The sequence below is a fragment of the Oceanobacillus sp. FSL K6-0251 genome (assembly GCF_038004725.1).
GTDB classification, from domain to species: Bacteria; Bacillota; Bacilli; order Bacillales; family Amphibacillaceae; genus Oceanobacillus; species Oceanobacillus oncorhynchi.
Genome location: NZ_JBBORS010000001.1, coordinates 479,078 through 501,331, shown reverse-complemented (window position 1 = coordinate 501,331; position 22,254 = coordinate 479,078). Strand labels below are relative to the sequence as shown.

At 39.0% G+C, this 22,254-nt stretch carries 22 protein-coding genes; 7 read left to right on the top strand and 15 right to left on the bottom strand.

The annotated features are described in order from the left end of the window. Positions 1–27: 27 nt before the first annotated feature. Together MKY45_RS02655 and MKY45_RS02650 are read right to left on the bottom strand one after the other, a co-directional pair. Positions 28–759, bottom strand: a complete 732-nt coding sequence (locus MKY45_RS02655; protein ID WP_193062686.1) for a LytR/AlgR family response regulator transcription factor — start codon at positions 757–759, stop codon at positions 28–30. After that, the gene (locus MKY45_RS02650; protein WP_341172449.1) at positions 747–2,495 is read right to left on the bottom strand and encodes a sensor histidine kinase; all 1,749 of its coding nucleotides are present in this window, start codon (positions 2,493–2,495) and stop codon (positions 747–749) included. Before MKY45_RS02650 ends, MKY45_RS02655 begins: the two co-directional genes overlap by 13 nt. Before the next feature lie 250 nt (positions 2,496–2,745). Here MKY45_RS02650 and corA point away from each other — a divergent pair, with 250 nt between their 5' ends. Further along, a complete protein-coding gene (gene corA / locus MKY45_RS02645) occupies positions 2,746–3,696 on the top strand; it encodes a magnesium/cobalt transporter CorA (RefSeq protein ID WP_341172448.1) in 951 nt (316 codons plus the stop codon). A gap of 52 nt (positions 3,697–3,748) precedes the next feature. Here corA and MKY45_RS02640 read toward each other — a convergent pair whose 3' ends face one another. Next, positions 3,749–4,033 carry a YrhK family protein gene (locus tag MKY45_RS02640; protein ID WP_332093928.1) on the bottom strand — a complete coding sequence of 95 codons (285 nt, stop codon included), beginning with the start codon at positions 4,031–4,033 and terminating at the stop codon, positions 3,749–3,751. 617 nt (positions 4,034–4,650) lie between these two features. On the opposite strand from MKY45_RS02640, the gene MKY45_RS02635 reads away from it, so the two are divergent. Further along, a complete protein-coding gene (locus tag MKY45_RS02635) occupies positions 4,651–5,601 on the top strand; it encodes an oxidoreductase (protein WP_341172447.1) in 951 nt (316 codons plus the stop codon). Beyond that, on the top strand, positions 5,582–6,451 hold the full coding sequence (locus tag MKY45_RS02630) for a hypothetical protein (protein WP_341172446.1): 870 nt from the start codon (positions 5,582–5,584) through the stop codon (positions 6,449–6,451). Before MKY45_RS02635 ends, MKY45_RS02630 begins: the two co-directional genes overlap by 20 nt. Positions 6,452–6,565: 114 nt before the next feature. Here MKY45_RS02630 and murQ read toward each other — a convergent pair whose 3' ends face one another. The 7 genes from murQ to MKY45_RS02595 form a co-directional block, all read right to left on the bottom strand. Further along, on the bottom strand, positions 6,566–7,453 hold the full coding sequence (gene murQ / locus MKY45_RS02625) for an N-acetylmuramic acid 6-phosphate etherase (RefSeq protein WP_193062674.1): 888 nt from the start codon (positions 7,451–7,453) through the stop codon (positions 6,566–6,568). A gap of 29 nt (positions 7,454–7,482) precedes the next feature. Beyond that, positions 7,483–8,508 carry a serine hydrolase domain-containing protein gene (locus MKY45_RS02620; RefSeq protein WP_341172445.1) on the bottom strand — a complete coding sequence of 342 codons (1,026 nt, stop codon included), beginning with the start codon at positions 8,506–8,508 and terminating at the stop codon, positions 7,483–7,485. Beyond that, the gene (locus MKY45_RS02615) at positions 8,495–9,487 is read right to left on the bottom strand and encodes an N-acetylglucosamine kinase (RefSeq protein ID WP_341172444.1); all 993 of its coding nucleotides are present in this window, start codon (positions 9,485–9,487) and stop codon (positions 8,495–8,497) included. The genes MKY45_RS02620 and MKY45_RS02615 overlap by 14 nt, the downstream gene beginning before the upstream one ends. A gap of 6 nt (positions 9,488–9,493) precedes the next feature. Continuing rightward, positions 9,494–10,366 (bottom strand): MurR/RpiR family transcriptional regulator, encoded by an 873-nt coding sequence (locus MKY45_RS02610; protein WP_042531415.1) that lies wholly within the window; start codon positions 10,364–10,366, stop codon positions 9,494–9,496. 52 nt (positions 10,367–10,418) lie between these two features. Beyond that, complete coding sequence (anmK, locus tag MKY45_RS02605) at positions 10,419–11,591, bottom strand: anhydro-N-acetylmuramic acid kinase AnmK (RefSeq protein WP_341172443.1); 1,173 nt, start codon at positions 11,589–11,591, stop codon at positions 10,419–10,421. Positions 11,592–11,701: 110 nt separating this feature from the next. Then, a complete protein-coding gene (locus MKY45_RS02600; RefSeq protein WP_042531411.1) occupies positions 11,702–12,790 on the bottom strand; it encodes a DUF871 domain-containing protein in 1,089 nt (362 codons plus the stop codon). A gap of 30 nt (positions 12,791–12,820) precedes the next feature. Continuing rightward, entirely contained in the window at positions 12,821–13,141 is a 321-nt protein-coding gene (locus MKY45_RS02595) for a PTS lactose/cellobiose transporter subunit IIA (protein WP_246528981.1), read from the bottom strand. 271 nt (positions 13,142–13,412) lie between these two features. Here MKY45_RS02595 and MKY45_RS02590 point away from each other — a divergent pair, with 271 nt between their 5' ends. The 3 genes from MKY45_RS02590 to MKY45_RS02580 all read left to right on the top strand — a co-directional run bounded on the left by MKY45_RS02590 (position 13,413) and on the right by MKY45_RS02580 (position 15,422). After that, entirely contained in the window at positions 13,413–13,721 is a 309-nt protein-coding gene (locus tag MKY45_RS02590) for a PTS sugar transporter subunit IIB (RefSeq protein WP_042531409.1), read from the top strand. 26 nt (positions 13,722–13,747) lie between these two features. After that, positions 13,748–15,019 (top strand): PTS sugar transporter subunit IIC, encoded by a 1,272-nt coding sequence (locus tag MKY45_RS02585; protein WP_256705591.1) that lies wholly within the window; start codon positions 13,748–13,750, stop codon positions 15,017–15,019. A 97-nt stretch (positions 15,020–15,116) separates the two neighbouring features. Beyond that, positions 15,117–15,422 carry a hypothetical protein gene (locus MKY45_RS02580; protein ID WP_193062663.1) on the top strand — a complete coding sequence of 102 codons (306 nt, stop codon included), beginning with the start codon at positions 15,117–15,119 and terminating at the stop codon, positions 15,420–15,422. 91 nt (positions 15,423–15,513) lie between these two features. Here MKY45_RS02580 and hmpA read toward each other — a convergent pair whose 3' ends face one another. Continuing rightward, positions 15,514–16,731, bottom strand: a complete 1,218-nt coding sequence (gene hmpA / locus MKY45_RS02575; protein ID WP_256705590.1) for an NO-inducible flavohemoprotein — start codon at positions 16,729–16,731, stop codon at positions 15,514–15,516. 308 nt (positions 16,732–17,039) lie between these two features. Here hmpA and MKY45_RS02570 point away from each other — a divergent pair, with 308 nt between their 5' ends. Continuing rightward, entirely contained in the window at positions 17,040–17,480 is a 441-nt protein-coding gene (locus tag MKY45_RS02570) for an RrF2 family transcriptional regulator (RefSeq protein ID WP_193062659.1), read from the top strand. A gap of 267 nt (positions 17,481–17,747) precedes the next feature. Here the strand turns inward: MKY45_RS02570 and MKY45_RS02565 are convergent, their stop codons facing one another. The 4 genes from MKY45_RS02565 to MKY45_RS02550 form a co-directional block, all read right to left on the bottom strand. Beyond that, positions 17,748–18,617 (bottom strand): GNAT family N-acetyltransferase, encoded by an 870-nt coding sequence (locus MKY45_RS02565; RefSeq protein WP_256705589.1) that lies wholly within the window; start codon positions 18,615–18,617, stop codon positions 17,748–17,750. Between the two features lie 115 nt (positions 18,618–18,732). Beyond that, positions 18,733–19,737 (bottom strand): LacI family DNA-binding transcriptional regulator, encoded by a 1,005-nt coding sequence (locus MKY45_RS02560; protein ID WP_042531387.1) that lies wholly within the window; start codon positions 19,735–19,737, stop codon positions 18,733–18,735. A gap of 152 nt (positions 19,738–19,889) precedes the next feature. Continuing rightward, positions 19,890–20,828, bottom strand: coding sequence for a dihydrodipicolinate synthase family protein (locus MKY45_RS02555; protein ID WP_193062655.1), 939 nt, complete (start codon positions 20,826–20,828; stop codon positions 19,890–19,892). A 106-nt stretch (positions 20,829–20,934) separates the two neighbouring features. Further along, complete coding sequence (locus MKY45_RS02550) at positions 20,935–22,212, bottom strand: Nramp family divalent metal transporter (protein ID WP_193062653.1); 1,278 nt, start codon at positions 22,210–22,212, stop codon at positions 20,935–20,937. Between the last annotated feature and the right edge of the window lie 42 nt (positions 22,213–22,254).

Genomic DNA, 22,254 nt, shown 5'->3' with positions numbered 1-22,254 from the left:
GAAATTAAGATGCATTGAAAGAAAGCATCAGATTTCTAATTTAGCACGTAAGGCTTTTATATAATTTCTGCTGACAGAAAGCGTGTCTTTACTTCCTTCTAATTGCAAATGATAAGCGCCATTAAACCATGGAGTTAATCGTTGAATATGCTCCAGATTAACTAAGAAGCTTTTATGAATTCTGAAAAATCCATACGCTAACAAGCGATTTTCCAGTTCTTTCAGCGGCATTTTGGTATCAAATTCTCCCTGCTTTGTGATTAATTTTGTCCGTTTTTCTATTCGTGACATATATAAAATATCTTTCAGATCTATATAGTGAATATCTCCTTCCACTTCTATCGCCAGCTTTCCACGTTCCTTCCCTTGATTTGTCTGCTCTTTCACACCACGTTTTTTCTCCAGCCGCCCGATTGTTTCTTTCAACAGTTCTTCATCATAAGGCTTCAGTAAATAATCTACAGCATCATAGCGAAAAGCCTCTGCAGCAAACTGCGGATATGCTGTAGCAAAAACGACCAGCGGCGGCTTTTTCAGTTCTTGTATCGCCTTCGCTACTTCCATTCCGCTCACTTTTGGCATTTCAACATCTAAGAAAATAACATCCGGTTGATGCTGCATAGTCTTCATGATAGCTTCCTCACCTGATTCTGCTTCTTGAACAGATTGTATTTGCGTGAATTCACTTAGTAAATGCTTTAATTCTTCCCGGTTATATGGTTCATCATCAACGATAAGCACTTGCATTAACTGATCCATTGCTTCTCTTCCTCCTTATGCGACAGGACAAAATAAATATTGGTCCCTTCCTCGTTGGTTCTTACTTGAAGTAACGCTTCCTCGCCAAACAGAATACGCAGCCGCCGATTTACATTGTAAAGCGCTAAGCCATTTCCTGATGTCGAATCTATCGGTGCTTGACGTATTTGATTTGCTGCTTCTTCACTCATCCCCATGCCATTATCCTTAATCCCGATATAAACACTGTCTGGGTGTTTTTTCATCGTAACCTCTAAGACACAATCGCTTTCTTTATCTTTAAACCCATGCATGATTGCATTCTCAACGATTGGCTGCAGGGTTAAAGGCGGAATCACTTCCGATAGCGCCTTCTCATCAATTTGATAATTCACCGTTAACTTATCTTTAAATCTTTCTTCATTCAAGGACAGATAAGCCTGGACCTGTTTTAATTCCTGGTCTAAAGTCGTTATTTTTTGTGTGGTAGCGGATAGATTCTGCCTAATAAAATGAGACAGGGAAATCAGCATTTTCCGAGCTTTCCCCGGATGAAGACGGATAAGTGATACAATTGTATTTAATGTATTAAATAGAAAATGCGGATGAATCTGAGCCTGAAGCGCTTTTATTTCTGCTTCTTTGGCCAGCTGATATACACGTTCTACCTGACCAATTTCCAGCTGATGACTGATCATGGAGCTTAACCCTGTAATCAATTCCATATTAACGTTGGTCAAGTCATTTTCTGACTGAAAATAAAATTTTAGTGTACCTATAATTTCACCCTGTTCTTTAAGAGGAGCAATCATAACAGCTTCCAGCGGACAATCTGGGTTTGTACAATGAATCGATTCCGCTGTTGCCATTTTGATTTTCCCGCTTGCTATGGTTTCTGCAGTAATTTTTGTCTGAATTGGGTTTTCCTGCTGATGGTGGTCGTGTCCAAGTCCGACATGTGCAAGGATAGCTGTCTTATTTGTGATGGATACAGCGCTTGTGTTTAACTCTTTATGAATAATACGGCAAACTGCCTCTGCTGCTTCTATTTGCAAGCCATTACGTAAATGCGTCAGTGTCTGATCTGCAATTCTCAACGTTTTTTGAGCCTGTACAGCACCTGCTTTCTCTTCTTCCTTCAATACACTTTTAATAACCAGCAGAACAAGCACTGAGCCGATGCCGTTAGCTAAAATCATTGGCAGCCCAATTAAATTAACTAGAGCCCAAGCCTGCTCTATCGGCCGGGCTAAAGCCAGAATAACCAGCATTTGTACTGCCTCAGCAATCGCCCCCACAAAAAAAGCGGTTTGCAGTTTAATCCGTTTATTTTTCTTATAGAACAGACTTGCAATAATTCCTGCAATCATTGTGGCAACACCACAGGCTATTGCTGTAAACCCTCCCAGCGTAAAGCGATGAACTCCGGCAATCACCCCGGCTCCAATACCAACCTTAGGCCCTCCGAGTAACCCAGCGATAACGATGCCAATAACCCTTGCGTTTGCAATCGCTTCTTCTGACATCAAGTCCGTTGCCCAACGGTTAAATTGCAGGCTGTCCGTATTTACATTCAGCCCTGTATATGTACCGATAATCCCAAAAAAGGCGAAAAAAAGAATAGCTGTAAGATGCTGCTGACGATTCAGCTGATCCTGATAAAACATTTTCCGGAAGAAGCGAAACCTTGTCAGCACAAAGGCTATTGTTACAATAATTCCAACTCTTTCTACTAACGTAATTAATAATTCAAACATGATAATGCTCCCTTCCGTTTTAATCAAATCTCGAAAACGCTCTCATTATTATAGCAGTTTCCTAGATAGTTGAAAATTGGTTATCAATCTACTATCAATAAGCCCTTACCGCCTTCCTGTCTACTTAAATTCATCGATGGTAATATAACCGTAACCTTGGCACACAGCTTTAAAATTAATACTTTATCCGCTTTCCATATAATTATCTTTTATTATATACTTTTAAAAAGTGCAAAAAAGGAGTTTCATTATGCCCATCTCAATACATTACCAAACAGCTTCAAAAGAATGGAAGCAGGCAGAAAGTGATGCAACGGTTCCCAGTGATGCCCTTTTTATTTGGTATGATTTTGTACAAGCCAGTACAGAGGAAAGTGAATTGCTTACCACCCAATTTCATTTTGACCCGCTGGCCATTGAGGATACGATTAAAACAGTGTCACGGCCCAAGCTGAAAGAATACCCAGAATACCACTTTTTAGTTTGTCATCTTGTTAATGCAGATGATTATCGCGCACGGGCGGTAAACCTGTTTATGAAAGATCATATTCTTGTAACCTATCATCAGGATGATCTAAACAAGCTGGGCACTATCGGAGAGGAAATTCAAAAACGCTATCCGTCCCAGCCTCTTACTCCGGCAGATGTCGCTTTTGTTATTTTAGATTTTATTGTGGACAGCTATTTTGAATACGTGTACCACGTAGAAGATGAAGTATTTTCCTTTGAAGATCGGCATGTCAATGATACAGCCGATAATAAGCTGATGGAGGACGTCTTTCAAATCCGGGCGGTGATGATTAAATTAAAGCGTGTTATTCTGCCGATGCAGGAATTGATACAGCATTTAAAAGATGAAACAGCCTTCACCAAAACCAAGAAACAGCGGCTCTACCTTCATCATATTGAAGACCATATTATTAAACAAATGAACATCATTAAATCTGCACAGGAAATGACCAGTGATATCCGCGATAATTATGATTCGTTAAGCTCATACCGTTTAAATAATGTAATGAAGATATTAACTCTCGTTTCAGTTATATTTTTGCCGCTCACGTTAATTACCGGTATTTATGGCATGAATTTCTCGCATATGCCGGAGCTGCAATGGGATTATGGGTACGTTGCAGTGCTTGTTGTTATGCTGCTTATCAGCATGGGGTTAATCATTTATTTCAAATTAAAAAAGTGGTTTTAAAGAACAGAAATGATATAGCAGTTAAAATCATGTTTAGCTGCTATATCATCAGTCAAATGTTTTTATCCCGCTTCTGCTTTTGTTTCACCTTAGACAGATGAAAATCATGGATAATCGAAATGATTGGACGTACCAGCATCTGAATGCTTCCGATCACAAACAAAACGGTCCCGGCAAACATTGTATTGTCACTGAAAAACAGAAAGCTGCCAGTCAAAAAGACGAGTCCGAGAATCAAATCATTTAACTGATAGAGCAACTTATAAATTGAAGTTACTTTTAATTCGACCCTGCTTACATGCAAATCCAGTTCTTGGTTACTTTTAGGTAATAGCATGCCGCTCCTCCTCCATTTATTGCTGTATGTGTAATCGGAAATCCTTCCCTCTCTTACACGATATTTTTCATGCTATTATTTTAACAAATAACCTACTCCAGAAAGAAAAATAGTTTTGTTAAAAAGGATCAACACCAAAATCTATGGTTGGAAAATATAATTAAATGTGATAAAAGCAACTAGCTAGCGGAGGAAATACACGTAGACTCCTATGGGAAAGCGCAATGGTTTTCGGTGGGGCGAGTAATCGCAGTCCCAGTCCCAGTCCCAGTGTGAAGACCCCGCAGAAAAAAAGCGAACTTCTTTTTTTCTACCCGCGGGGCATAAGTGCGACTTTGCTTCTGTCTGCGCCTGACGGCTTGCCAATCAGCAAGTCTTCTTTAAAGGAGATGAGCTCGGGGCCCATGGAAAGCGTAGTGTATTTCCGTAGCGGTCGCTTACAGCAAATTTATATCTACTATGTCACCCATAGATTTTGGTGAAGAGCCGTTAAAAAATAAAAGAAGTTTTTTCGTTACACATATATTTCATCTTTTTAACTATGTTATACTTTTTTGTGTTCTAATTTAGAATGAATGTTTCATTTAAAAATAAATCGTCCAAAGGGAGTCTTCTTCGTGAAATCTTTTGTACTTGGTATATCTGCTTTAATGATTGCCTTATTAACTATCATCAGTATTTTCGTTTACCAAAAATCTGATTTTTTTATAACCTCTCCACCAGGATTTTCTGAAATAGACGATACCACTGTTTCAGCACTTGGAGGACCAGCAGCTGACGCCCTGCGCCCAGTTGATTATGAAGCTTCCATTAGTTATTCCTTGCAAAACGATGAGCTGCGTCTCACCTATAATCAGGGGGAAGATTGGGTGAACGTACCAGTCGAGAAAGAACAGCTATTTTCCGGAGAATATCAAGGAAACAAGCAACAATTGATGGAGCACAGCTATATACTGACGGAAGACCGGGCTGCCTTCTTACATGCAGAATCATCAAATCAACGTCTGCGAAGCATTTTTCTCACTTATTCTTTAGATCAGGGAACGACATGGGAAACGTCTGAAATAACCGATGCTTTTCCAGCAATGCGTTTTAGAAAAGTTGATTTTGTAAATGATCAATTTGGTTATGTCATCGTTTCGGGTGATCGCACGATGTCTCAGGAATTTTCTACCGTCTTCCTAACCCATGACGGCGGAGAAACTTGGGAGGAGACCAATAATTCAGGAGTATCAAGAATGATTGCAGACGGCGGATTTGTAGATGAATCAACAGGTTTTTTATCATTTGGAACCATTGATCCCGCAGAACCAATGCTTTATGTGACACAAAATGGCGGAGATAGCTGGGAAGAAGCTGCATTTCATATTCCTGAGGAATACAATCATGTCTTTGTTATCGCCGAAACCCCCGTACAGGAAGAAGACCAATTGACTGTTTTAGTGAACCAGGGCCCTAATGGCGATTATGCCGGCGGTTTCGTAAAAGGAAAATTTGTATCTGAAGACAATGGAGAAACATGGGACTTTTTAGAGGAGGTGGATCCTGATGAAACAGCGTCAGAATAAAGATAGAAAGTGGCAAAAAATCATTGGTGCTATTTTATTACTTCTTGCAATTGGCTTTTTCTGTTTGCAGATGGGCTACCTCTTTATCCGGTCCAGCCGTTTAATTGATTATCTTGATCACAGGCTTTTTTACATTATCAATATCGCCTGTATGGGTTTTCTCACGTCTGGGGTTTTTCTTTTTATTTCCACGACAAGAAGGTTGAAAATCATTGGTTCAGGTATTGTACTTCTTCTCATCGTGGTACAGCTTATCATGCTCTTCAATAGTAATAACCTGATTAAAAGCGTAACAAGTCTGTCTCCCGACCGGAAAAATGTTTTATCTATTAAAGAAAATCTGCAGACGACTGAGGTCGTTTATTATCGGCCTTATTTCGGTATTATTGGTCGGCCGGAAGAAAGACTGCGGTCTCCAGTAAAAGGAGACTTTAAAGTAGAATGGCTGGCTAATGATGCGGCGGCAGTTACGTATCAAACTGTTGATAACAACACGCAGCAATTTATCGCTACCTATGGAGATCGCGGAGGCGGAACGAGCTACTATTATGTAGGTGCTGAGCTTCACGGTACTTGGCAGGGGGAAAACGTACAGCTGGTCAGTGATACAGAAGGGATTTCTATCACAGCTGATGGCGAATCCGAACATTTTGAATGGGACGATATCCATCAGTTCGGAACGCTTGCTGTCGTTTTAGAAAAAAACAACGAGGCTGCCTGGACTGTCTCTTTGGATGAAAATTTTCAGGTTAATGAAGATACACCAGAGCGGCAGAATGGAAATATTACATTATATCAAGCCACGATGGATGATAATGAACCGATAGAGCTGACTATGCAGAGAGAATAAAGTAGATGCACTTCGGCTGAGGGAACTATTTTCAGAGAATATGAGTATGAATCTGGAATTTCAAGCCTGCAGATAACCATATGTATCTGCAGGTTCAAGGTTTTTTCGGACATATTATACACTATTCAATTCTCCTATGGCTTTGACAAAATTCCCCTTGTACTTGTCCAGTTTTTCCTGCGCTGTTTCCAACTCAACGCCAAACATCTGCATTAAAATAGCTGCTTTTGTATTACCACCTGCTTTATCATAAACTTGCGCAGCTTCCTTATCATCTGCCTGCGTCAACTCTTTGATAATAGAGATTGCCCTCTTACGCAACTTATGATTCTTCGCCTGCAAATTAACCATCAAATTTTCATAGACTTTTCCAGTCCGCACCATTGTTGCTGTGGACAGCATATTTAAAACAAGTTTTTGAGCCGTTCCCGCCTTTAGCCTTGTAGAACCTGTGACAACCTCCGGACCAACGGGGAGTTCGATAGCTATATCCGCATCCTGCGATAGTTTTGTATCCTCGTTGCAAGAAATGCCAATCGTTGAAAGCCCTAATGATTTGGCTTTATTCACAGCACCTAATACATAGGGTGTTCCGCCGCTGGATGCAATACCGACAATGACATCTCCTTGTTCTGCAGCCTCCTCTACATCTTTTCCGCCAAGCTGTTCATCATCCTCTGCCCCTTCTACAGCTACACGCAGTGCGCCATCTCCTCCAGCAATAATACCTTGAATGACGTCAGGGGAAACGCCAAAAGTCGGAGGACATTCGGAAGCATCCAGAACACCTAACCTCCCGCTTGTTCCTGCCCCTAAATAAATGACTTTATTCCCTTTTTCTATCGCTGCAACCATTAGCTCTACAGCCCTCTCTATTTGAGGCAGCACGTTCTCAACAACTTCAGGCACCTTCTTATCTTGTTCGTTCATCAATTGTAAGATGTCATAGGTAGATTGTTCATGTAAATGATAGGAATGTTTATTTCTCTTCTCCGTCAGCATATATTAACTCCCTTTCCAAATGTTAATTTTTACCAGGTAAGCAGCGTTTCATAAACCATCGTGTGAAACTTTTTTCTGATTTCAGACAATCGATGCTGTCGTCCATAGTGCACCATATTGGTAAGCAGGGCCGTAACGATTTCTTCTTTTGGGTCAATCCATAAACTTGTGCCTGTAAATCCAGTATGTCCAAACGAGCCGATGGACCAGGCTGACCCGCAAGTTGTTCCAAGCGTCTTATCATATAATACTTCAAAGCCTAAACCTCGATTTTGAATTACATTTTCTTTGATTAAAGCCATTGTCTCCGGTCTTAATATCGACTGCTTTTCTGGATACAGCCAATAAGCAGCATAGGTCGCTACATCCGAAATATTAGAAAATAAACCTGCTGAACCGCTAACACCGCCTAAATGATAGGCTTTTTCATCATGCACCTCACCATGAACGTATTTTCCGGAAACTTTTTCTGTCGCAGCAATCTTATTTTTTTCTATTTTGTCAGGAAGAAAGCCTGTGTCTTTCATCCCCCAAGGTTGATACAGCTCCTTATCCGCAAAAACATCCAGCCGTTGGTTTGTTATTGCTTCGACAACTTTTCCTAAAACAATCATGCCAATATCACTATATAAAACCTGAGTCTCTGGCGGGTGAACTGCTGTACAGTTTAAAATTTCCTTCCATACGTCTCTTTGCTGATACCGGTTTTTAACAGATAAATCTGCTGAAACACCTGAGGTATGCTGTAAAAAATGGCGAATGCTGATCTGCTTTTGCGGAAACGCAGGTATATATTTATTTACTGCATCGTCTATATGCAGCTCATTTCGCTCATGTAAAAATAGAATGCTCGGCAGTGTACACATAATTTTTGTTAAAGAAGCCAGGTCAAAGTAAGTTTCTGTAGTAACAGGGATTCTCTTTCCTTCATTATTTAAAAAGGAGCCTGCACTTCGTAACGTTTTCTGTTGTTGATGATGCCTGACAAGATAAACAGCTGCAGGAATCTCATCCTTTGTAACTAATTCCTCTAAATACCGTTCATAAGCCTTCATTTATGCCACCTCTTCTCCCTGTATCTGACAGCATTCGTTTGATTTGTTCCGGCAAATAGCCCTGCTGCTTTAGAACAAGAGCTATACTTCCAATCACTGGGGAATTTTGTGATTTCAAAACATTTAATGAGGGAATTGCAGCTAGTTCTGCTTTCACCTTTTCGACAATGAAATTATTTTGAAAAATGCCTCCTGTCAGTACAAATGAAACAGCCTCGCCCGTTGTTTGAAACAGCCTTTCAAACAAAACCTGACCTCGTTTCGCTATTTGTTTAGCTGTTTCTTGAATAATTGTTATTGCGATTTCATCTTTCATTTCAGCCGCTTGAAAGACATAGCTTGCGAATGCAGCCACACGCTGTTTTTCAAAATGTTGATAGATTATAGGAATCAATTCTTCTATACAAACGATTTCTTCTCCATCCAAAATAAGGTCTGTCAGCGCAGTTTTTTGTCCCAGCCCGTCTAATTCATTGAATACAGCTATCAAGGCTTGCGAGCCTAAATCATAGCCGCTGCCCGGGTCTCCTCCAATCACGTGACCCCATCCGCCAACCCGGGCAGTCCTTGATTGATGCACCCCAAGCGTTATTGCTCCTGTTCCGCAGATAGACACAATACCATCTGCGCCGAATGTTTCTGAATAAAGAGCAATGGTTCCATCATGCTCCACAACGATTTCATTAATGGGGAAGCTATGCGGTGTTGTTTTTTGAAAGTATTCGACCCATTTTTTCCGGTCCGCTTCTCTGCCTAAGCCTGCTATACCCAAACCTAACGATACCTCTGTATTATCCGAAAAATGATTGTGTTCATAAGCCTCGCTTATGATTTGGTTGATGACTTTAGCAGAATGAGTATAGCTGGTACTGTGGGGATTTGCAGCCTCTGCTTCCGTTTCCCATACATGCCCCTCTGTTTTATGAAACAATAACGCTTTCGTTTTCGTTCCACCGCCATCAATTCCCAAGATATACATTTATCATCACCCTTTATGTGGATTCCGAAATTCCTTTTGCAACACTTCTCGTGTCTTATTAAGATAATATAAGGTGGAATCATAACTTCTTGAAGCAACGCCGGTAAACAAAATATCAATGATATTAAGCTGTGCCATCCGTGATGCAGTTGCTGCACTTCTAACCAGTTCTGACTCAACAGAGGATACATATAAAGGAATATCAGCCATCTCAGACAGAGTATTCTTTCCGTACCTTGTAATCGTTATCACCATTGCATTATTTTTTTTCGCATTTTCAATCGATGAATTGACATGCTTTGTTTCTCCTGAATAAGAAATCCCGACTGCCACATCCTTTTCTGTTAATGTAACGGAGGAGGTCAACTGTAAGTGCGCATCTTCAAATGCGGTACAATATTTGTTAATTCTTAAAAATTTCTGCTGTGCGTCCTGTGCAATAACCTGTGAAGCAGCCGCTCCATAGAAATCAATTCGATTTGCCTTATCTAATGCTTCAATGGCTCTCTCCACACTGGATAAATCAAGTATCTTCAATGTCTGCTCAATAGATTGTATGTTTTTCTGTGAAATGATATCCATAATGGAGCTTACCTTTTCCCCTGAGGAAATTTCTGTATTGTTATAGTTGCTCAGCTCACTAGTTTGCAAATTCCCAGCAACTCGCAGCTTTAAATCTTGAAATCCGGATACGCCTATGTTCTTACATAGACGTATAATAGCGGCTTGGCTGGATCCGCTTCTTTCAGAGAGTTCTTTGATTGACAGCCGGACTGCTTCTTCCGGATGCTCTAATATATAATTTGCGGCATTTCTTTCAGCTGGTTTGATGATATTCAATGCTTCTCTAATTCGGATTAATCCATCATTATTTCTCATTTTATAAAACCTTTCATTGTTAATTTTTCGACTTGTGCATCGTATAGACTTATTATAGAAGGAAATTTGGATTAACTCCATAAGGAGGAAGCGTTATCTGCCCCAATATAACCGGCTCTCTGGCACCTGTCGCGTTAGGTACATTCGTTTTTTGCTGATGAATGGTCTCATTCGCCAGAACAGCAAATCCGACTGCTTCCTTCTCATCTGCAGTTATCCCTATCTGTTCCGCTGTGTACACATTTTTAGAAGGCAATAAACTCTGGAGCATTGTGATTAATGTCTTATTATTTCCTCCCCCTCCGCTGATAATAATGTCTGTAATATCTGTTTTGGGAAACACAAATTTCTGATAAGCATCCGCAATAGAATATGCCGTGAAATAGGTGGCAGTCGCTACTAAATCCTCGTATGGCAAATCTTTATGGTTCTTGATAACTCTAGAGGTAAACGTTTCTCCAAACTGTTCTCTTCCTGTTGATTTAGGCGGCTGAAGAGCAAAGAAATCATGTTCCATCCATTCTGCTGCGATAGCTTGATGAACCGTTCCTTTTTTCGCAATTGCACCTTCTGCATCATAGCCCACCTGAAACAATTTTCTGCACAGGGCATCAATAATCATATTCCCCGGGCCTGTATCAAATGCATAAATCGTTTCTAAAGATGAATCCTTTTCCATAACCGTACAGTTTCCAATGCCGCCAATGTTTTGTAAAATTCTTCCCTTATGCTGATCTCTATATAATAACCAGTCAATATACGGAATTAAGGGAGCACCTTCCCCTCCAGCAGCAATATCCATCATTCGAAAATTGGAAACAACCATTGTTTTGGTTTCATAAGCAATCACCGAGGAATCTCCTATTTGTAAGGTGGACCGCACCTTGGAGCCATCTGCTTCAGGAATATGATAGACCGTCTGCCCATGAGAGCCGATTAAATCAACATCTTCTAAATTGACCCCAGCCTCTCTGCAAACCCTTTTAACTGCCTCTGCAAAGGAATAGCTTAATTTCACATTTAAGCTGCACAGCTTTCCAACATTTGATTTATCAACGTCCATAGCATCCAATAATTCTTGTTTTAAAGCACCATCATAGGGCCATGAAATGCTTTTTATAATATCGATTTCTGTATCGGTGCCATAACCATCTATTTTTACAAGTGACGCATCCAGACCATCTAAGGATGTCCCGGACATTAACCCTACAACCAATTTACTCATGTCATCTCCCCTTTACGAAAGTTTTCTTCATGCTACACAACAGAAAAAGCGCCACAGCCTCCGTCACACTGTTTACCTAAACATCTGATAAGATACCCTTCATTCTTTGCTTATGCTCTTGCCGTAAATGCAAACTTTTCCCATGGCTTTAAATAATCAATTAAGAAAATCTCTTCCTCTCTAATTCTTGCAACTACGTTGGATTTACCGGAATTGACCATATCTTTTAAAGCAATCTGCAATTCTCCGGCATACTGTTGATATAAATCACTTTCTATAATGATATCTCCTCTTTTTATATCCGGCGTATGATGAGCCGGGAAGGTATGCCCGCGATATTTCACTCTGCTCTGCGTAGAACGAATCATATAATCGGAAACGTCTCCCCTGTAAAAATGCGGCTCACGAAAAATAATTTCTTTTTCCAAATCACTTGCGGTAGAAACCGTATCGACAGTAAACGTTATTTTCTCCTTGTTTATCTCACTGAGGCGCTTCATTTCCGCTTCAGATGCATAAGCATTACTGATAATGACATCATCAATAACGTTTGTGGCAAATAAATGCTTCGCTTGCACGTCAATTGGCAATTCACGATGCATCTCAACTGTCGGCAGACCCTCTACGATTGGCCATGGTCCAAAAGCAGCATCCTTGGAAGAGATAAAAGCTGCTGTTCTCAAACCATGCTGTTTAAATTTCCGGCTGCATTCCATAAAAAAATCATAGGATAGCCCGGCGTAGCGATGCGGGTAAAAGTTATGGCATCCTGTCAGTTTAGATAAATTAGGCTGATAGCTTAACAGATTTTCCAAATATTTATTGGAGTTACTCATATTAATCTCGATGCTCAATCCATAAGAATTATACGTCATCATTGCTTCTTCATTACCGGTAAATCCCATATCTAATCGGATACCATCCACTCCAAGATCAGCGAAAAAAGATAAGTCTTGATAGGAAATATTCAATGCAGCAAATATGCGCGGACTGATATCACAAATCACTTCCATTTCTTTTTCTTTCGCAAAAGAAATTGTTTTCTTAAAATCAGAGATTATTTTTTCTTTATCCCCTTCTACGGATAGCAGACAAGTGAAGATACGTTCAAAACCATATTTCCTTGCTGTTTGTATATATTCCAAGTCTTCTTCGACACTTGATTTATTGGGATAGATGGAAATACCAAGCTTTTTCATTTCGAACACCTCTCTCCTCATGTATTCATTTTAATTCTTCTCTAATTCGGAAATTCTTTTTAACAGCTTAATCATATTTTCAATCAATGACATTTCACTTATCGCTGCCATCAGATGGTCTTGGGCGTGAACCATCAGCAAAGTCATTGGAACACCTTCTCCATTCAACTCTGCTTGAATCAGTTTGGTCTGCGTATTATGAGCCGTGTTTAGTGTTTGATTTGCTTCTTTCAATTTCTCTTCCGCTTGCTGAAAATCATTTTCATGCGCTAGTTCAAGCGCTTCATAAGCCATTGCTTTCGCATCTCCACCATTCGATATAATTTCAAAAATTTCTTTTTCCATATCCATCTGAACCCCTCCCGCTGATTTCCGCATGATAGCGGATTGAATTTTAATTTTACAATTTTAAAATATATTTGAAATTTTATTTTATATATTCTATAATACAAGTATATGAAAGCCCTTTCAAGAAATTAATCATTTATACAAAAAAAATATTTTCAGGAAGGAGGCCACCAATAAAAAAATCGAGCTTATTTTTAAGTTGCTTACTGTTTATAGGAAACGGATAAAAGGCTGCAGTAAAATCCAAATAATTATTTTTAAAGGACGTGACGTGATGAAAAAAGTATTATTTGTATGCTCTGGTGGAATGTCGAGTGAAATTGTGGTGAATGCATTAAAAAAAGAAGCGGGAAAACACGGACAGGATCTTGACGTAAAGGCTGTAGGTTCCAGTGAGGTAGACGCAGAACTTGACCATCATTGGGATGCCATTATGGTTGCACCGCAAATAAGACACCGCTTTAAAGGCATCAAGGAAAAAGCGGATGAACATGGCGTTCCATGCGGATCCATACCTGCTCAGGCCTATAACCCATTGGGCGGACCTACGTTATTAAAAGCGCTGAATGAATTGATTTCATAGCTCGGGATGGAAAGGAGTTACGTATCATGGCTAAATTTACAGATTTTTTGGAGGAGAAGGTTTCTAATCCGATGGCCAGATTGGCGGAACAAAGACATCTTTTAGCTATTCGTGATGGTGTTATTTCTTCCCTGCCATTCATTATTGTAGGGTCTTTCTTTTTACTTATTGCCTCTCCGCCTTTGCCCGAATCATGGGCAATTACTCAATGGGCGGCAGATAATGCAGCAGAAATATTAATCCCTTATCGGATGACCATGTTCATTATGTCCCTTTACGTCGCATTCGGTATTGGCTATAATCTAGCGCAATCCTATAAGGTCGACCCTTTGTCAGGGGCACAAATTGCAGTTGCTTCTTTGCTTCTTACCATTACACCAACAGTAATTGATGAGTTGTTTTATTTACCAATGGAGTTTCTCGGCGGAAGCGGTCTGTTTGTAACGATTATTGTTTCCATCCTGTCTGTAGAAATCTTCCGAATATGTAAACAGAAAGGGATAACGATCAAACTCCCGGATGCCGTCCCCAAATCTGTCAGCAGATCCTTTGAAGCACTTATTCCGGTAGCCATCGTTATCGTATTAATGACTCTTATTACGGTAGTTATCGGAGTGAATTTGCATACAGTTGTTGAAAAGCTGGCCGCTCCGCTCGTTACAGCTGGAGACAGTTTATTTGGTGTATTAGTCCCTGTTTTTCTCATTACCTTTTTCTGGTCGTTTGGTATCCATGGTGTTTCGGTTGTCGGATCGGTCGCACGTCCGGTATGGGAAGTATATTTGTTAAATAACGGAGAAGCCGCCGCCGCAGGAGAGGTTCTGCCTCATGTTGCCCCTGAGCCTTTATACCAATGGTTCATATGGGTCGGCGGCTCAGGCGCCACACTTGGTCTTGTTATTGTGATGATCTTATTTGCACGATCAAAATATTTAAAAAATCTAGGCAGAACAGTGAGTGTACCTGCCCTTTTCAACATTAATGAACCGGTTATTTTCGGACTGCCGATTGTCTTAAACCCGATACTGATTATTCCTTTTATCATTACACCTATCGTTCTTGCAATTATTTCTTATTTTGCAACGTCCATAGGTCTGGTATCGCCGACATTTATACGAGCCCCCTGGACGCTGCCGGCTCCAATCGGCGCTTATCTGGCAACGGGAGGTGATTGGCGGGCTATCCTCCTGGTTCTTGTCAATATCGCGATATCCGTAGCAATCTATTTCCCATTCTTTAAAGTCTATGATCGAAAAATGGTGGATTTAGAAACGGAAGAAGATAATACAGCTCCATAAGACGAAACGTCACTCAGCGGGAGCTTTACGGACGATTCTCCGTAATAAATTCAAGAGAGGAAATCAGCAGGTTTCCTCTCCCAGGGAGGAAAATATAATGGAAGAGTCCAAATTAATACCTCGTATCAGCTTTAAAGGGGTGCTTGTGTTTTTATTTATATTATTTGTTGGAATGCTCGTCTTTCCGACTTTCTTAAGTTATTTCCAGCTTCCGGATGCAGTAAGCTATTTTATCAGCGCCGGGATAGCAGCTTCATTAGGTATTGGCATTGTTCTTACCAAAATAGACGGGAAAGCGGAAGATAAACCTTATTTCAAAAAACGTATAATCGTTGCCCTTCTTGTTGGATTTGTCAGCAGTGCTTTAATGACCTTTGTATTTGGAGGAGATGTTATTGGTTAAGGAAAGGATTAAACAAAGGCAATTGAGGAGGTTCTCTAAAATTTATTATCAAGTTGAAAAGGCTGGTTTTTTCAACCAGCCTTCCCATTGTTTAATTCGCTATCTCATCCATTGGCGCAAATAATTCAAAGTGAATATCATTATCTGCCACATTCATTTCTCGTAAATGACCATGCATCGCACCCATAAATCCTTTTGGACCGCATAAATAAAAAGATGCGTCCACCGTTGGAATAACTGTTTTTAGCCAATCCAAGTCAATATGCCCTTCTTTATCACATACCCCTGCGTCTGTATTATCCGCATAAACCGTATATTGCGTTACTTGTTTATTGGATTCTGCAATAGAGGCTATTTTATCCTTCATTGCATGATAGGCGCGAGATCTTGCCGCATGGATAAAGATAACTTCTCTCTCCGGCTGTTCTTCTACCACTGTTTCCAGCATACTCATTAATGGGGTTAATCCAACTCCTCCGCTGATTAACACTAGTGGTTTTTGTTCTGTTTCGTTTAATACAAAATCTCCAGCTGGCGCGCTAATTGCCAGAATAGCACCTTCTTCTATTTGGTTATGAAGATAATTAGATACAATTCCTTCCGGATGATGCTCATCTTCCCGCTTCACACTGATTCGCAAGAAATCCTGTCCCGGCGCAGTGGATAAACTATATTGACGTAAATGGTCATAGGCTTCCCCTTCCATTTGTGCTTTTACAGTAATATATTGTCCAGCTTGATAAGGTGGAAGCTTTCCGTTATCTGCAGGCTTTAAATAAAAAGAGGTAATGACTTCACTTTCCGGAACTTTCTTAGCAACTGTAAAATCACGAAATCCAACCCAGCCTCCTGGCGTATTTTGCTTTTCTTCATACATTTCTTTTTCTACGCTGATAAACACATCTGCAATCACGCCATATGCTTTTTCCCATGCATTAATAATGTCATCTGTAGCAGCATCTCCAAGCACATCCTTGATGGCAATTAATAAATATTTTCCTACAATCGGGTATTGTTCTGGTCTGATATTTAAGCTTGTGTGTTTATGCGCTATCTGTTTTACATGCGGCAGGATATCCTCTAAATGCTCGATGTTTGCCGCTGCTGCATATACTGTATTTGCCAACGCTTTTGGCTGTCCGCCCTTCCGCTGATTGGTCTGATTAAAAACATTTTTCAGTTCCGGGTGATTTTCTAACATAATTTTATAAAAGTGTCCTGTGATTGCTTCTCCGTGCTCCTGCAAGACAGGAACCGTTGCCTTTATTGTTTCTATTGTTTTTTGATCTAATCCCGCTGTTGTTGCCATTATAAAACACTCCTTTGTTAAATAGTGAAAATTCACTCCATGGAGGGCTGCTTCCCTCTTACAGAGTTTTAGCTAAATCAATCGGGGTATTCACGTCCGCTGCTTCCCGTTTTCTCTTCATAAATCACCTTAATCCTTGAAACAGAGAGGTTACAGACGATTGCACCAAGGTACATTTTATCTTGATCATTTAAAAGATGTATTTTGAATACATCTTTTATTTTAATACGGTTAAAATGTGAATTCAATGTGTCAAAAGCAAATTTATGTTACAATTATGTGAAACAATTAACAATTGGAGAGATATCATGAACTTAAAAAAATATACAGACTTCTCCTTGCGCGTCTTGATTTTGGCAGGTTTAAAGTCAGGGGATGAACTTTCGACAATTAAAGAAGTATCCGATGTGTATGCCATCTCACCAGAGCATCTGAGAAAGGTTGTCCATGATTTAACCAAAAGAGGATTACTGACCTCTGTAAGAGGCAGAAATGGGGGATTTCGTCTTGCTAAGCCTGCTGCTGACATCAATATCGGATTATTGATCCGCTCGCTGGAAAGTGATTTCAATTTACTCGAATGCTTTGATAAGGGAACCAACCATTGTGTGATTTCACCAGGATGCTCCTTAAAGCATGTCCTGAATAAAGCGTTATTTCAATTTTTTAAAGTGCTGGAAGAATATACATTAGAGGATTTAATACAGAATGAAGAGGAACTGAAGGAATTGATGGGGATGAAAGATTAATTCGGGGGATGATCTTGTATTTCATCCTGTTATTTACAAGACGGCTAAGGCAGCCCACTACAAGCCCCCCCCCTATCTCAATTTGATTATTAAAATGAAAAAGCCGTGATTTTTACTAATGGCCTGTATAGTGATATCCTCTAAACTTATTTAACGAAGCCGGAATTAACGGAAGGTCATTCCTACCTTTTTGAACAATCTCTTAAATAAATAAAAACAGCCTTTCCTGGAAAAGACTGCTTTTACTCCTTACTCACTGTATATCCGCTAGTACTGAATTTTATAATGAATCAATGTATCTCCCTTTTTAAATCCTATTTTTTCATAAACATGATTCGCATGATGGTTGTCGGCATCCACAGTGAGATGTATCTCATCTATTTTAGGAAAAGCAAATATAGCTGTTAACACTTCCTTTAATAAAAGCCTTCCAAATCCTTTATTTTGATACCTGTCTGCTACGGCAATATATTCTAATGAAGCCTCTGAAAGCTCTTTGTTTATTTCAAAATAAGCATAACCAACGAAATCACCATGATCATCCTTCAAAACCTTCAGTACATTATTCTTGTTTAACCTGTTCCGAATTGTTTCTGCGTCATAATATGTATTTGGAAAAATGCTGTCATGCAGCTGCCGGAATGCTGGAAAATCAGGCTCAGTAAAGAAACGGCATTTTCGTTCATCAGCGTTTTCAAAACGGTTCCGATAAATAACTAAATTTAAGTGTTTCCTTCCTTGTTTTGCTCCAATCTGTTTCATAAATGCCTGCTGCTTTCTATTTTCTTCGTTAATAAAGAAGGAAAAATACTGAACAGATGGATATCGATCGATTAATCGCTGCCAAAGCTGAACATCCCATTCCATTCTTTCCGTCTTATTAAACGGACCCCAGACTTCTGCTTCGTTATTCTCTATATCCAATCCGCAGGCAGCCATCATTTCTCCCGTATTGCGTTTAGCTATTAGAAAGGAAACTTCTCCCTTCTCATTCACAAAGTCTTCTTTAAGCGCTTGTAAAATATCCGCTTTATCTGTTCCGCAGAAACCAATATGATTGGTCTTTTGATGATTCATATCCGCAAGAAAATCAACTAATAATTCAAGGTTATTTGCTCGTTCTATTATAACGGTCATCTTCATACACCTTCTTTTATAGAGCTAAGCATGTCATTTTACAAAAAGGTTTTTTGTAAAATGACAATAGCACCGGGAAAATTCTGTTCATTCTTAATTAATTATTATATTCAAACTAATCCTTCACAATTCCAGTTGTGTCTCTTGAAATAAAATCCATTTCAAAAACTATCTCTTTTTTGCGAATTTGTTTACCCTTTAACAAATTAATTAAAATTGCTGAAGCTCTTTTTCCTATTCCAATCAAATCAACATGCACGGTCGATAGCGCAGGAGTAATATGGCTTGATAATGGCACATCATCTAATCCAACAACAGATAAATCTTCAGGTATCTTTAAACCAACTTTTCCGGCAGCTTTGATTAAACCAATTGCTAAATAATCAGATGAACAAACAAATCCAGTTATTCTTGAATTTTCAATTAAAAATTTTTCTAAATCCTGATTTCTTGCTTGTATTTCAAATTCACCCACTTCAAACACATTATTTTTAGTGTATTCCATATTTAATGACTCTATTGTATTTTTATACCCTCTCAAGCATTTCACACTATGCATAGAGTCCATAGGCCCATTTATAAAACCAATATTTCTGTGTCCTAATTTGTAGAGTTCTTCTACCGCTTTTTTGGTCCCCATCTCGTCATTTGGCCGTACACAAGGGAATGGCGAATCTTCTAAATAACTACCGATTACTACAATCGGCAATCCGATACTTTCTAACCATTCTAATTTCAACTCTTTGTATCTCGGAGCAAATAATATTACTCCATCAACTGATTGAGTTTCCAGCAACCTTTTTTGCTGCAGGGAAGTAAAAGACATCACCATATTGTAATCTGTTTTATCTAAACCTTTCGCAATACCTTCTAGTACAGTAGAAAAAAAAGGGTTATTTAAAGTAAATGTACCTCTGGGTATTACTATAGCAATATTTCCGGTCGATTTCATAACTAACCCACGAGCACCCATATTAGGACGGTAATCTAGTTCATCCATGACTTCGCGTATTTTTTTTTCAGTTTCTTTGCCTACACCTGGTTTTCCACTTATGACTCGTGAAACCGAGGCAATTGAAACTCCTGCCTTTAATGCAACATCTTTCATACTGACAGTCACTATCTTATCCCCCATTTAATGATTGTTGTTTTTATTATAAAACATTCTTACACCAATTCATAGAATAGGGATATATGTAAAAGCTAATATGTTCTTTTTCCAGGAACATACTAGCTTTTTATTTATCATAAAACATTTTTAATTAATAATACTTATACTTCTACAGATAACCCTACTTTTTTAAGTCCATCAGATATTTCTTGTTTTTCTTCCTCAGTTAATGGTAATACTGGACGACGAGCTAGAGAACTGCTGATTAAACCACGTTGATACATTGCTTCTTTCATTCTTAAATGTGAGGTAGATGAAGGTTCATCCATCTTATAGATTGCCTGTTTTAATTCGTAAATACGATCATATACTTTATTAGCTTCTGCTAAATTTTGATTCTTAACTTGTTTGACCAGTTCTGCAATCAAATCTGGAACAAAGCAACCGAATCCTACTAATGCACCGTCAATACCTTGTACAAGTGTCGGTAACAAATATTCATCGTGGCATGTTAACAGTGAAACATCTGGCGCATGCTCCTTAAGCGCTCTTACGTCTACTTCATATTGTGCCATATCACGTTGACCGATTTTAAAGGAGACCACATTAGGTATTTTCGCCATTTCCAATAATTGACTCGTCGTATATGATGGTTTAGTCCATGTAGGATATTGATGGACTACAATTCCAATATTGACTGATTCAGCTACATCTTTAAAAAATTCAACAGGTGAATCCGGCTGCATTCCAAAGCGTAACCATGAATGTGGAGGCATTAATAAAATTCCTTCCCCACCAGCTTGCTCAACTGCCTGACTATGTTGAATGGCTTCAATTGACCCTTCTGCAGAAACACCAGAGATTACTGGAATACGCCCTTGTAATTCATCTGCTGCTATCCTTACTGCTTCTGCACGCTCTTCCGGTAATAAAGTCATGATTTCTCCCGTATGCCCATTAACCACTATTCCATTTACACCTTCATGACTTGCCACCCATCTAACTAATTTACGAAATTCTGGTTCTTCAATTGAATAATCATCCTTAAAAGGAATTAATACTGCAGGAAATACTCCACTCCATTTTTCTTTATTTTTCATTATAATCTCCTCCTGTTTTTAACGTAAACGTTTACGTAATAATGGTAAAACGGTTTCATTATATTGTCAATAATAAATAATGACCTTATATAAATCCTTCCGTTTATTAACTGAATATTTTAGAAATTACATCTATAATTACAAAAGTAATTAATATTAAAGAAAATAAATAACTTATGGTCATACATACTTGCAATAATTTTGGTTTTTTCAAGCCTTTATTTACTTCTTTGTTATATAAAAGCAAACACATAAAAAGGCCTCCAAACGGCGCAGCAACAGCCGTAGCTATATTTGCCACATATATCAATTGTATTGGTGACCCTCCATAACTGAAACTAACAACTGCAGAAATAACCAAGACAACAAGAGACCCCCAACGGACACTTTTTTCTTCTAAGCCAGTCGGTTTATTAAAACCTGCATTTAATAATACAATTGATCTGTGTGTGTTTCCCAGAAGTGATGAAAACGCACAAGCAACTAGGGCAAGTCCCATAACTATACTTGCAGCTCTTCCCATAAAAGGAACTAGCATATCCGCCAGCTGCGTAGGAGAGCTTATTATTACTTGATTAGGAAATAACACAATAGCGCCCACTAGAACTATTGCGCCGCTCACTAATATTACTCCCGCTATATGCGCTATCGAATCAGCCAGCATACCGCCATTAAATAAATCAGCTTTTTTCCACTTTTTCTCTTTGCTTAAATAAGTACCATATAACGCAGTTGTAATAGAAGCATTTGTACTAATAAAACCTAATACTAAAGCTAAACTTCCAACCGGAAAAGTCCAATGGCTTATTCCGTACGCTAATTCAACTAAATTTGGTCCTCCAGTTTGAAATATTGTGGCGTAAAAAGCCAATATTAACCCAATAACACACAACATTGATATCTTTTCCACTTTCGAATATACACCTTTAGAAAAATAACAGTACACTAGGAAGGCCAACATAATTAACGCACCTATTTTCCAGTCTATCCCGAATAGCAGATTCATACCTGCACCTGTACCAGAAATATTCCCTATAGTAAAAAATACACAAGATAAAAAAGTTGTTATTCCAACAATCTGAGCAGCTAAAGGGCCAAAATAATGTCTAATCGCATGTAACGCTGGCATGCCAGTCAAAAGAGCTACTCTATATGTTGTTAATAAGAAAGATATACCCATAAAAGCAATTGGTATCATAATCCAAAGTAACGAGTATCCATACATCGCCCCTACCATAGAAGCTGTTGTAATCGCTCCAGGTCCAATAACAATCCCAGCCAATATTATACCCGGACCAATTCTCTTCATTAAATCTTTAAAAGGAAGGCGCCTAATATTGGATTCATGAACAGGTTCTTGTTCAATTAGGTTTTCCTGGCTCATAATCTACCTCCAGTTCCATTTTCCTTAGTAAACGTTTACGTA